Below are 11,806 nucleotides of genomic sequence, written 5' to 3'. Positions count from 1 at the left end.
GCCGGTCACCGACGAGGGGAGTGACCGGTCCGGAGGGGAATCCGAGCGGAAATCGGGGGAGCGATGTACGCGGAACGAAAGGACGGCGACAAGCCGTCGGTCACGACGGACGGCAGGAGCGCTCGCGCAGAGCGCACCCGGCAGGCCGTCATAGAAGCTCATATCGCGCTCATCAGGGCGGGAGAGCTCAAACCCACAGGGGCGCAGATCGCCTCGCGGGCGGGGGTGTCCCTGCGATCGTTGTGGGGACACTTCGGCGATCTCGAGACGCTGTTCGCCGCCACCGGTGCCGAACTGATGCGGCGCCAGGACGACGCCTACGAGCCGATCGATCCGTCGCTGCCGCTCGACGAACGGATCGACGCCTATTGCCGGCAGCGGGCGGAACTGCTCGAATACATCGCGCCGTTCGCGCGGTCGTCCGAGATCCGCGCGCCGTTCTCGCGCGAATTGCAGCGCAACCGCCTGCGCTATCTCGACCGGGCACGATACGAGATCAGGGCGTTGTTCTCCGACCAGTTCGAGGGCGTCGACGACACCGTCCGCACCCACATCGAGAACCTGCTGGGAGTGTCGACGACCTGGCCCACCTGGGTATCGCTGCGGGACGTACTGCGCCTGTCGGTGCCCGAGGCCGTCGAGGTCATGAAGCGGTCGGTGTCGGCGCTGCTCGCGGAGGCATCCGGAGCAGGCCGGCAGCAGGCGGTGGCCCGTGCTGCGCAGGAGAAGGCCGTGGTCGCACCGCACCGGAGGGCGCAGCAGTCCCGGGCGGTGCCGGCGATGACACCGCGGGAACAGGTCGTCGTCCCGGCCTGAGCGCCCGAACCGAGTATCAGCGCGTGTCGGTCGGTTTCCGGCCGGCGCGTGCCGAGAGGAAGGTCTCGACCGCAGGCAGTGCGGCCGAGACCGTCTCGGCATGGTCCACCCCGCGCAGGATCGCGAGTCGCGCACCGGGGACGGTGCGCGACAACGCGCGGGTGTCCTCCACGCGCAGGCGATCGTCCGATCCGACGACGGCGAGCACGGGCACGTCGATGCCGGCGAGCATCTCGTCGTCGATCCCCGGTTCCCGATCCGACCGGCGGAAATAGGCGGCGAGAGCCTGCGCGTCGTTCTTCAGGAAGGCCGAGCGCGTCGCGGGATCGACCGGTGTGCGACGCCTTTCCTCCCAGGCACGGATGAAACCGTCCATGCCCTCGCGCTCGAGCACGTCGACGGTGCCGGGGAAGAACATCGCGTCCATCGATCCCTGCTGGGGGCGTGCGCTCCCGCCGAGCAGGGTCAGGCTCGCCAACCGCTCCGGGGCGGCGACGGCGAGCGCGAGACCCGCACGGGCGCCGAACGAATAGCCGACGTAGTGCACCCGGTCGGCTCCCGCCGCGTCCAGTACGGCGAGCAGGTCCCCGACGATCGCGTCCATCGCATACGCGTCCTCGTCGTGCGGGGTGTCGCTGCGGCCGTGGCCACGCAGATCGGGCATGACCAGCCGGAAATCCCCGCCGAGCGCCTTCACGTAGCCGAAGGCCCGCCACACCGCCGACGACAGGGCACTGCCGTGGACCAGCAGCACGACCGGTGCCCCCTCGGGGCCTGCCGTGGTGAACCGGATCCGGGTGCCGTCGGCGGGATTCGTCGCGTGGCTCATCCCAGCAGTATCTCCGAACGGCTCATCTTTCGAGTTCGACCGACCGATCCACCATCACCTCCTCGAGGAATCGTTCGTCGTGCGAGACCACCACGAGCGCACCGCTGTAGGCGCGCAGGGCCTGGGTCAGGTGTGCGAGGCCTGCCAGGTCGAGGTTGTTGGTGGGCTCGTCCAGCAGCAGCAACTGCGGAGCGGGATCGGCCGCGAGCACGATCGCGAGCGCGGCCCGCAGTCGTTCCCCACCCGACAGCGCTCCCACGGCGACCTCGGCGTGACGGCCGCGGAACAGGAAGCGCGCCAGACGCGCCCGCACCTGCTGCGGAGTCAGGTGCGGCGCCCGATCCTCGGCGTTCTCCGCGACCGAACGGTCGTCGTCGAAGATGTCGAGCCGCTGCGGGAGCAATGCGAAGGGAACGTGGGGTTCCGCCTCGACGATGCGGTGCAGCAGGGTCGTCTTCCCCGATCCGTTGGGCCCGCGCAGCGCGATCCGCTCCGGCCCGACGATCTCGAGCGGTGCGTCCGCCACACGCCGGCCGGGCGGAACCGCGGTCCCGGGCAGGTCGATGCGGATCTCCGGATCGTCGCGCACCGCGTCCTTCGCGCGGTCCAGGTTCTCCCGTGCAGTGGTCAGATCCTCCTCGTGTTCGCGGCGGAAACGCCCGGCGGATTCCTGCGCCTGCCGTTTGCGCGCGCCCATGACGATCTTGGGTTCGCGCTTCTGCTCGTACATCTTCTGCCCGTAGCGTTGCCGCCGGGCGATCGTGACGTGTGCCGCCGCCAGTTCGCGTGCCTGGCGTCGCACGTCGTTGCGGGCGTCCCGCACCGCTGCCCGCGCCGCCTCCTGTTCCTCCGCGACGATCCGTTCGTACTCGCCGAATCCGCCGCCGAACAGGCGCAACGCGCCGTTGCGCAGTTCGGCGATCGAGTCCGTGCGGTCGAGCAGTTCCCGGTCGTGCCCGGCGACGAGCACCGTGCCCGGGAACCGGTCGAGCGCATCCTGCAGGCGCGCACGCCCGTCGGCGTCGAGATTGTTCGTCGGCTCGTCGAGCAGCAGCACGTCCGGCTCGTCGAGCAGGCGTGCGGTGAAGGCGAGCAGCACCGTCTCGCCGCCGGAGAGCTGACCGACGGTGCGATCGAAATCCCCGGCGTCGTGCAGGATCCGGTCGAGGCCGACTCGGTGCATGAGCGCGAGGGCGCGGTCCTCGATGTCCCACCGGTCGGCGACGACCTCGAAGTCCCGATCGTCGAACGATCCGGATTCGATGCGTCGCAGCGACTTCCGGATCTCTCCGATGCCAAGGACGGAATCGACCGGCACCGTCGGATCGAGGGTCACGTCCTGAGGGAGACAGGCGACCCGTCCGCGCACCGTCGACGAACCGGAGGTCGGGCGGAGTTCACCCGCGATGAGCCGGAGCAGGGTGGTCTTCCCACTTCCGTTGCGGCCCACCAGGCCGATCCGCCCGGCCGGGACGACGGCGTCGAGATCCTGCACGGCGACGGTGCCGTCCGGATGGACGTAGGAGAGTGCGGACAGCGTGATACCGGATGAAGACATGATGGCTCCCGAAGGGTGAGGGTCGGTTGCGCGAGTGCGCGGGGACGGGACCTCTCACAGGAGCAACGGACTTCTCCGATCGACGGGTACGGGATGCGAACACCATGGTGAGCCCACGCCGTCCGGGGCGCAACCGAATATTTCACCCCGACTCCTACCTGCGGTAACAGGCACGGGCGCGAAAGTGCAGGCATGATCGGGACCGTGCGGATCCGACTGATTGGTATGGGAGTCGCGACAGCCACGGTGCTGTCGCTGTCGGCGTGTGCCCTCGGCCCCGATCAGCCCGAGACGATCGCGGAGGAGTTCGCTGCCGCTCTCGACGCCGGCGACGTCTCCGGAGCGGCGGCGCTGACCACCGATCCGGCGGCCGCGGAGTCCGCGATCGATGCCCTCTTCGCCGGCCTCGGCCACGACGACCCGACCGTGAGTGTCGCGGGGACGGGCGACGGCGACACCTTCGACCTCGACGTGACGTGGACCTTCGGGGAGGGCCGCGACTGGTCGTACCGCACCACCGGCAGCGCGACGGAGGACCCCGAGGCCGACGCGTGGCGGGTCCGCTGGGATCCCGCGGTGCTGTCGCCGGAACTGGCGGGCGGCGCGTCGCTGGAGTATCTGACCACCGTCGGCGCCCCGCCGACGATCTTCGACCGGGCCGGGCAGCCGCTCATGGGGGAGCAGGTCGTCACCGTCGTGAACCTGGATGCCACCGCCGATCCCGCCGCGGTCGCTCCCGTGCTGGCCACGGTCGTCCCGACGATCACGGCGGAGAGCCTCGCCGAGCAGGTCGCGGCGGCCGCCGGCGGTACTGCGGGAGTGATCACGCTCCGTGAGGAGGACCTCGCACCGATCGAGGAACGCCTCGTCGCGCTGCCCGGCGTGACGCTCGTACCGCAGACCCGTCTGCTCACCACCGAGCGCGCTCTCGCCTCGCCCGTGTGGTCCGGTCTCGCCGAACTGTGGCAGGAGGGGCAGGACGCCTCGGCCGGCTGGGTGATCCGGCGGGTCGCGGCGGCCGGCACGACGAGCCAGGTCGCCGGTGAAGCCGGCCCGGAGGCGCCCGACCTGACCAGCACGATCGACCTCGATCTGCAGCGGCGGGCCGAGGAGGTCCTCGCGGGTTTCGACACGCCTGCGGTGATCGTCGGGATCGAACCCGCGACGGGCGCGATCCGCACGATGGCCCAGAACGACGCGGCCGACGCCGAGGGGCCGATCGCCGCGACCGGCCTCTACCCGCCGGGGTCGACGTTCAAGGTGGTGACGACGGCGGCGGCGCTCGATGCCGGGCTCGCCGAACCCGACACCGTGCTGCCGTGCCCGGGCGTCGCCTCGATCGGCTCACGAACGATCCCCAACGACGAGAACTTCGATCTCGGCCCCGTGCCGCTGCACACCGCGTTCGCGTTCTCGTGCAATACGACGATGGGGCAGCTCGCTCTGGACCTGCCGCCCGACGCCCTGCGCGCCACCGCCGAACGCTTCGGTCTGGGCATCGATTACGTCACGCCCGGTCTCGTCACGGTCACGGGTAACGTGCCGGTCGCCGATACCGATTCTGCCCGCGTGGAGGCAGCGATCGGACAGGGGCAGGTGACGGCGTCGCCGTTCGGGATGGCGCTGGTCGCAGCCTCGGCGGCGAACGGCCGCACGCCGGTTCCGATGCTTGTCGAAGGGCAGCCGGCGACCGCGGATCGGGACGCCGAACCGATGCCCGAGAACGTGCTCGCGGCACTGCGAGAGATGATGCGCGAGACTGTGATCGACGGTACAGCGGGCACGTTGCGCGACATTCCCGATCTGGCGGGGAAGACGGGGACGGCGGAGTACGGTGACAACACCGGGGCGCACGGCTGGTTTATCGGATCACAGGATAATCTTGCCTTTGCGGTGTTCGTGTCGGGGGCGGACGGCTCGGCCCCTGCCGTCGAGGCGGCGGGGCGATGGCTGAGGGGGTAGGGACGCGTGGCGCAATTGTGATTGGTTCGTGCACAACGCGTGCTGGTATCTCGTGTGACTGAAGTGAAGGTTGTTACATATGAGATTTCGTGATTGGCGGGGGAAGCGGGGGCGCATCGTCGCGCTGGCCGTATGCCTCGTCGTGGCTGTCGTCGCCCTGACGACGGTTGTGTTCTCGGATTCTCGAAGCGAGGCGCAACGCCTCGTCGACGACTTCGTCGCCGCCCTCGACGATCGTGACGCGGGCGCAGCGGCGGCCCTGACCTCCTACCCGAACGCGGCGGAGGAAACGATCTCGCAGATGTACGACGGTCTGGCCGACGGCACCGTCGACTACGACGTCACCCAGCTCGTCGAACTCAACGACGACTCGGGATACTTCACGCTCACCGCCGGCTGGAATTTCGGTGAAGGCAAGGACTGGTCGTATCAGGTCACCGGTTCGGTGCGGAAGCTCGCCGTCGGCTGGCGCGTGTCCTGGGATCCGGAGGTAGTCGTCCCCGACCTGTCGGGCGGACGCACCGTCCACCACGTGCGCACCGACGCCGCACCGCCGAAGATCTTCGACCGCACGGGTCGCCTCCTCATGGAGGAACAGACCATCAACGCCGTGGTGCTCGACCCGGCGGCGATGCCCGATCCCGTCGACACCACCACTCGTCTCGCGGCGGTTCTCGAGCCGGTCGCACCCGTCATCACCGCTCAGCTGATGCAGGAGCGGATGGCGGAGAACCCCGGCAACCGGATCACCGCGGTCAAGCTCCGCGACCAGGACTACCAGTTCCTCGAGGACGGCATCGTGTCGATCCCCGGGGTCGAGGTGCTCACGACACCCACACTGATCAGCGCCGATCGACGGATCTCCACGCCGCTGCTCGACTCCCTGCGCTCCGCCTGGCAGCTCGAACGCGACCGGACGGCAGGCTGGGCGGTCACCCTCGAGGACCCCGAGGACGGCCCGATCCAGGTGGCCGGCTTCCAGGGCCCCCCGCCCCCGGACCTGCAGGCGACCGTCGACTCCCAGGTGCAGCTGGCCGCGAAGGAAGCGGTCGTCACCGCCGGCACCCCGGCCGCGCTGGTCGCCATCCAGCCGTCGACCGGTGGCATTCTCGCCGCCGACGTCAACAACTGGGCCATGGAACTCGGTCCCGTCATCACCCACGGCCTCTACCCGGCCGGCGGCGTTCTCGATCCGGTCCGGCTCGCGGCCGGCCTCGAGCGCGGCGTCGAGCCGAACGACGTGGGGTCCGACGACATCGCCGCGACCGCCCGGCGCCTCGGTCTCGGCGTCGACTACGACGTGCCCGGCTTCGAGTTCGAGACCTCGCAGATCGGTCACAACCGCTCCGGAGTGGTCCAGTTCGCCGGATCGGACTCCGACGAGAACCTGATCACGCCGCTCGGCGCCGCAGTGCTGGCCGCCTCGGTCGCGCGGGGCAACGCCGCCGTCCCGACGCTCGTACAGGGCCAGGAGACGGTCGTCCACGACGCCCCCGAGGCGCTGCCCGGCTCGGTGATCGACGCCCTGCGCGGAATGATGATCGACAACGTGCAGAACGGTCCGGCGTCCTTCCTCCGCGGACACGCCGGCCTCGCGGGCATCGCCGCGGCGAGCGGCGAGGACCGCTGGTTCTTCGGCTACACCGGCGGCGACCTGGCCTTCGCGGTCTTCGTCGCCGATGCCGACGGCGGCGACCGGGCGATCAAGATGGCCGACACCTTCCTGCGCAAGCTCGGGGAACCACTGCTCGGGGACTGACCGCCGGAGGTCGGTCCACGCGCACTGACCGCCGGAGGCCGGTCCACGCGCACTGACCGCCGGAGGTCGGTCCATGGCACACCGACTGCAGGCGGTCGGTCCCTGGCGCACCGATCCGCCGGAGGCCGGTCCACGGTGTACCGGTACGTTGAGCGACCGTGACCGTCCTCGACCTGGCCCTGCTCGTGGTTGCCGGATTCTTCGCGGGTGTCGTCGGGTTCGTCACCGGCCTGGCATCGATCGTCTCGTATCCGGCGTTGCTCGCCGTCGGCCTCCCGCCGGTCGCGGCGAACGTGACCAACACCGTCGCGATGGTCGGTGTGGGTGTCGGGGCGCTGACGAACTCGGCGCGGGAGGTCGTCGACACCGGCCCCCGCGTGTGGTGGTGGACGCTCTACGCCGCGCTCGGCGGCGTGGTCGGGGCGGCCGTCCTGCTCGTCGCCCCACCCGACTCGTTCGAGGCGGTCGTCCCCGGCTTCGTCGCACTCGCCGCTCTCGCGCTGCTGCTCCAGCCACGCATCCGCACCCTGGCCGGCGGCCGCGACCTGCCGCGAGTGTTTTCCGTGGCGGTCTTCGTCGTCGCGGTCTACGGCGGATATTTCGGTGCCGGCGCGGGCGTCGTCTTCTACGCGCTGGTGCTGATCTGCACGTCCGAGCAGATCTGGCGCGCGAGCATCCTCAAGAGCTACCTGCTCGGGGTCGCCAATCTCGTCGCGGCGATCGGGTTCGCCGTCTTCGGTCCCGTGCACTGGGGCGCGGCGGCCGCGATGGCCGTCGGCGCGTTCGCCGGTGGGTACTGCGGTCCGCCGCTCGTGCGGCGCATACCCCCGAACCTGCTGCGCGTGGGTGTCGCGCTCGCAGGGTTCGGGTTGGCGGTATGGCTCGCTCTCCGCTGAGTGCTGTGCAGTGGTGTTCCTGCACAGCACTCTGTGCAGCGGTGCTACTGCACAGCACTCTGTGCAGCGGTGGCTACTGCACGCCGTGCATGAGCTTCTTGATGCGCGGCGCGAACAGGGCCAGCACGATGCCCACTGCGATCGACGCTCCGCCGATCCACAGGTAGTACGGCACCTCGTCGTTCTCGTCGTAGAACCCGGCGAGGGTGCCGGCCATGGCCGTGCCGCACGCGACGGACAGGTAGAACAGCGCGACCATCTGCGTGTGGAAGTTCTTCGGTGCGAGCTTCGTCGACAGCGACAGTCCGACGGGGGACAGGAACAGCTCGGCGAAGGTGAACAGCAGCAGGATGAACACCAGTCCGAGCAGCGGAGCGCTGTTGGCGCCGCCGCCCGCCATGGGGATGAAGCACAGGAAGGCGATGCCCATGATGATCGTGCCCGCGGCGAACTTGATGGGTGACGACGGCTGACGCGGTCCGAGTTTGGTCCACACGGCGGCGAAGACACCTGCGAACAGGATGATGAAAACCGGGTTGATCGACTGCACCCAGGACGGCGGGAACTCCCATCCGAACAGGCTGCGGTTCAGGCGCGTGTCGGCGTAGACGGCGACCATCGTGAACTGCTGCTGGAAGAGCGACCAGAACACCGCGCTCGCGATGAACATCGGGATGAACGACAGCACCCGGCTGCGTTCGATCGGCGTGATCTGCTTGCTCGACAGCATGATGACGAAGTAGGCGATCGTCGCGATGATGGTGAGGGCGACGACGATGTCGGACATGTTGCTCGTCGTGACGAGGCCGGTCAGCGCGGCGACCGCGATGAGGACCACGGCGACCAGACCGATCCCGGCCGCTTTCGTACGGGTCTCGGCGGGCAGGGGATGCGGCGGCACCTTGCCGATGTCGCCGAGATGCTTGCGGTAGATCGTGTACTGCAGCAGGCCGAGGAACATACCGATCGCGGCGAGACCGAAGCCCCAGTGGAAGCCGTAGCGCGTCTGCAGGAAGCCGGTGAGCAGTGGGCCGACCAGCGCGCCGAGGTTCACGCCCATGTAGAAGATGGAGAAGCCGGCGTCGCGCCGCGGGTCCTGCTCGTCGTAGAGGTCGCCGACGATCGACGTCGCCGTGGCCTTCAGGCCACCGCTACCGAACGCGACCAGCACGAGGCCGACACCCACCCCGACGAAACCGGGTAGCACTGCGAGAGCGATGTGGCCGAACATGATGAGTACGGCGCTGTAGAACAGGGTTCGTTCGGAACCCAGTAACCGGTCGGCGATCCACGCCCCGAGAATCGTCGACAGGTAGACCGTGCCGCCGTAGGCACCGACGATGGAGGTCGCGGCCGCCTGACTGATCCCCAGCCCGCCCTCGGATGCCGAGTAGTACAGGTAGTAGATCAGGATGCCCTGCATGCCGTAGAAGGAGAATCTCTCCCACATCTCGACACCGAACAGATTGGCCAGGGGCAGCGGCTGGCCGAAGAACCGATGGTCGGATCTCGACCCGGTCAGAGTAGGTGGTTCCAGCGTGGACATGGTCCCCACTGTTCCACCGCACGGGGCGCGAGCGCGAAAAATTCGCGTATCCCGCGGTCGCAGATCACACTTCGGGTGCGATTGTGAGAAACGAGACCGGAGGGTCGGTGCGGGGCGACCTCGGCGGGGTCAGTGGGCGTCGACCTTGCGGCGCTGGAGCAGTCCGACGACGACGCGCCAGCCCACCAGGAACAGGCCCAGGAAGATCGTCGCGACGATGATGAAGGCAGTCGCGGTGCCCTGGCCGGTGACGGCACGCAGCAGCATCCCGACGACGAGGGTGCTCACCCACACGAGGAGTCCGGTAGGAACGGCCGCGAAGGCGTCGAACTTGTCGCGGTAGAGCCACGCGGTGAGGAACCATCCGACGGTGAGGCCGCCGAGGAACGGCCATGCCGTTCCTGCGAGCCCTACGAGATCGAGCACTTCGTCGTGGCTGGAACGACCGAGCACGGCGAATACGACGACGAGAACGACGTCGATCGCCAACGCCGGGGTGTACTTCTTCACGGGTCCAGAGTAGCGGCGGCGCGGGGCCCGTCGGAACCTCCGGCGCGTGCTCTCGAGCACGATCAGGGCCGGTAGAGCGTGTGGAGCGCGACAGCGCCCCCGCCGGAGCAGGGGCGCTGTCGGTGCGAGAGGGGTCAGGCCTGCAGGCCGGCCTCGATCTCGAGGGTGATGGTGATCTTGTCGCCGACGACGGCTCCGCCGCCTTCCAGCGGCATCTCGATGCTGATGCCGAAGTCCTTGCGGTTGATGACGGTGGTGGCCTCGAAGCCGGCGACCGGGCCCTGGCCCATACCGGGGTTGACGCCGTTGAACTCGAGCTTCAGGTCGACCGGGCGGGTGACGCCGTGGAGCGTGAAGTCGCCCGTGACGATGTAGTCGTCACCGTCGGCACGCACGTCGGTGGAGGTGAAGGTGGCGACGGGGAACTGCTCGGCGTCGAAGAAGTCGGCGGAGCGGATGTGCGCGTCACGGTCGGCGTTCTTGGTGTTGATGGACTTGACGTCGATCTCGGCGTTCACGGATGCGGTGCCGTCCTCGGCGACGGTGATGGCGCCGGAGAAGTTCTCGAAGCTGCCACGCACCTTGCTGACGACGAGGTGGCGGACGGTGAAGCCCACGTTCGAGTGGACGGGGTCGATGGCCCAGGTGCCGGCGGTCAGGCCCGGGAAGGTGGTGGTGGCGGTCGTCATGGTGGCTCTCCTCAAAGTGATTCAACATTCAACTGCTTGTCTACGACCATGCCACCAAATGGTTGCGTACGCAACTACTATGTGATGTGAATCACGCCGGTTCGGGATTCTCCAGAGGTCGCCGTCGGCGTTCCAGGGTGCTGCGCTCGTGTTCCTCGCGCTCGGCGATCGGATCGATCTCGTCCGGCCCGTTGCCCCGGTACATCGCGGCGACGGTGGCCCAGCCCGTCAGGGCGACGAACGCGAAGCTCACCATCCGATACACGAAGACCGCTGCCAGCGACTGCGACGCGCTCAGCCCGGCGGCGGTGAGCGTCGCGATGAGGGTACCGTCCACGAATCCGAGGCCACCCGGCGCGAGCGGCACGCTGCCGACGGCCTTCGCCGCCGCGAACGCGATGAACAACCCCGCCAACGAGGGGGAGCCACCGACGGCCCAGCACGCCAGTCCGAGGCACGCGACGTCCGCTGCACGGTGCACGGCCGACCACGCCACGGCGGCCACGCCGTCGCGACGAGCGAGTTCGACGGCCTCGAGCTGAGCGAGGGTGCGTTCGAAGACGTCGAAGCCGGTGCCCCTCGGCTTCCTTGTGATGCGGTTGACCCGGTGGAGCACCCACGTGCCCGCCGCTTCGATCGACGTGGGGTTCTTCGCGACGTACCGCAGGCCGAAGATCAACGCGATCGCGCCGGCGAGCGACAACACGAGCGTGACGGGGCTGATCCGGCTGCCGACCGCGAAGGCGCCGATCATGCCCACCGACGCCAGGGTCACCGCCGCGATGACGCCCGACACGGCGAGCTGCCACGAGGCGACCACGGGGGTCGCACCCCACTTGCGGGTCTGCTTGTAGGTGAAGGCTGTGGAGAAGACCGGTCCTGCGGGCAGGGTTACCGCCATCGCCGTGCTGCCGTAGATCACCGATGCCGAGCGCCAGTGCCCCACGCGCACCCCACCGGCGCGGAGCAGTCGCTGCTGCACTCCCGCGAAGCCGCTGAGGGAGATCATCTGCGCCAGCACGGCCGCCGCGAACCAGCCCCAGTGCATCTCCGTGACCGCGCGCCACGAGTCGCTCATCGTCGGCCACAGATAGATCGCCTCGACCGTCAACAGGGCCACGAGAGCGATCGCCGACACCCACTTGATCCACCGGAACGAGCCCCGACGCGGCGTGGCGTCGGGGCATGGAGGATCGTCGTGCGGCTGCGCCACGCTGTTCACCGTAACCGACCACAGGGTC

10 protein-coding genes are annotated in these 11,806 nt (G+C 69.0%); 4 read left to right on the top strand and 6 right to left on the bottom strand.

Features of this window, described 5'->3' with window-relative positions; all coding sequences use genetic code 11:
* Positions 1-225: 225 nt before the first annotated feature.
* Positions 226-816, top strand: coding sequence for a hypothetical protein (locus U9J23_RS20725; RefSeq protein ID WP_059383755.1), 591 nt, complete (start codon positions 226-228; stop codon positions 814-816).
* Positions 817-832: 16 nt separating this feature from the next.
* Here U9J23_RS20725 and U9J23_RS20720 read toward each other — a convergent pair whose 3' ends face one another.
* Both U9J23_RS20720 and U9J23_RS20715 read right to left on the bottom strand, forming a co-directional pair.
* Positions 833-1,645 (bottom strand): alpha/beta fold hydrolase, encoded by an 813-nt coding sequence (locus U9J23_RS20720; protein WP_059383756.1) that lies wholly within the window; start codon positions 1,643-1,645, stop codon positions 833-835.
* 22 nt (positions 1,646-1,667) lie between these two features.
* Positions 1,668-3,203: an ABC-F family ATP-binding cassette domain-containing protein gene (locus tag U9J23_RS20715; protein ID WP_106201220.1), complete on the bottom strand. Its 1,536-nt coding sequence runs from the start codon at positions 3,201-3,203 to the stop codon at positions 1,668-1,670.
* A gap of 192 nt (positions 3,204-3,395) precedes the next feature.
* Here U9J23_RS20715 and U9J23_RS20710 point away from each other — a divergent pair, with 192 nt between their 5' ends.
* The 3 genes from U9J23_RS20710 to U9J23_RS20700 all read left to right on the top strand — a co-directional run bounded on the left by U9J23_RS20710 (position 3,396) and on the right by U9J23_RS20700 (position 7,820).
* Positions 3,396-5,165: a penicillin-binding transpeptidase domain-containing protein gene (locus U9J23_RS20710; protein ID WP_229579636.1), complete on the top strand. Its 1,770-nt coding sequence runs from the start codon at positions 3,396-3,398 to the stop codon at positions 5,163-5,165.
* 79 nt (positions 5,166-5,244) lie between these two features.
* Positions 5,245-6,924 (top strand): NTF2-like N-terminal transpeptidase domain-containing protein, encoded by a 1,680-nt coding sequence (locus tag U9J23_RS20705; protein WP_272268038.1) that lies wholly within the window; start codon positions 5,245-5,247, stop codon positions 6,922-6,924.
* A 158-nt stretch (positions 6,925-7,082) separates the two neighbouring features.
* Positions 7,083-7,820: a sulfite exporter TauE/SafE family protein gene (locus tag U9J23_RS20700; RefSeq protein WP_059383760.1), complete on the top strand. Its 738-nt coding sequence runs from the start codon at positions 7,083-7,085 to the stop codon at positions 7,818-7,820.
* A 73-nt stretch (positions 7,821-7,893) separates the two neighbouring features.
* Here the strand turns inward: U9J23_RS20700 and U9J23_RS20695 are convergent, their stop codons facing one another.
* The 4 genes from U9J23_RS20695 to U9J23_RS20680 all read right to left on the bottom strand — a co-directional run bounded on the left by U9J23_RS20695 (position 7,894) and on the right by U9J23_RS20680 (position 11,778).
* Entirely contained in the window at positions 7,894-9,366 is a 1,473-nt protein-coding gene (locus tag U9J23_RS20695) for a peptide MFS transporter (RefSeq protein WP_059383761.1), read from the bottom strand.
* A gap of 129 nt (positions 9,367-9,495) precedes the next feature.
* On the bottom strand, positions 9,496-9,876 hold the full coding sequence (locus tag U9J23_RS20690; RefSeq protein WP_016694523.1) for a DUF3054 domain-containing protein: 381 nt from the start codon (positions 9,874-9,876) through the stop codon (positions 9,496-9,498).
* 134 nt (positions 9,877-10,010) lie between these two features.
* Entirely contained in the window at positions 10,011-10,565 is a 555-nt protein-coding gene (locus tag U9J23_RS20685) for a YceI family protein (RefSeq protein ID WP_059383762.1), read from the bottom strand.
* A 91-nt stretch (positions 10,566-10,656) separates the two neighbouring features.
* Positions 10,657-11,778: a lysylphosphatidylglycerol synthase transmembrane domain-containing protein gene (locus U9J23_RS20680; protein ID WP_226950006.1), complete on the bottom strand. Its 1,122-nt coding sequence runs from the start codon at positions 11,776-11,778 to the stop codon at positions 10,657-10,659.
* Between the last annotated feature and the right edge of the window lie 28 nt (positions 11,779-11,806).

Origin of the sequence: Rhodococcus sp. PD04 (assembly GCF_035918275.1) — a bacterium.
Taxonomy (GTDB): Bacteria; Actinomycetota; Actinomycetes; order Mycobacteriales; family Mycobacteriaceae; genus Rhodococcus; species Rhodococcus rhodochrous.
The sequence above is the reverse complement of the archived record's forward strand: the minus strand, read 5'-3'. Positions and strand labels throughout refer to the sequence as shown.

Bases quoted from the DNA above. Each gene is read 5' to 3' on its own strand.
- U9J23_RS20720 (WP_059383756.1), bottom strand. From the start codon at position 1,645: ATGAGCCACGCGACGAATCCCGCCGACGGCACCCGGATCCGGTTCACC.
- U9J23_RS20715 (WP_106201220.1), bottom strand. From the start codon at position 3,203: ATGTCTTCATCCGGTATCACGCTGTCCGCACTCTCCTACGTCCATCCG.
- U9J23_RS20710 (WP_229579636.1), top strand. From the start codon at position 3,396: ATGATCGGGACCGTGCGGATCCGACTGATTGGTATGGGAGTCGCGACA.
- U9J23_RS20705 (WP_272268038.1), top strand. From the start codon at position 5,245: ATGAGATTTCGTGATTGGCGGGGGAAGCGGGGGCGCATCGTCGCGCTG.
- U9J23_RS20695 (WP_059383761.1), bottom strand. From the start codon at position 9,366: ATGTCCACGCTGGAACCACCTACTCTGACCGGGTCGAGATCCGACCAT.
- U9J23_RS20685 (WP_059383762.1), bottom strand. From the start codon at position 10,565: ATGACGACCGCCACCACCACCTTCCCGGGCCTGACCGCCGGCACCTGG.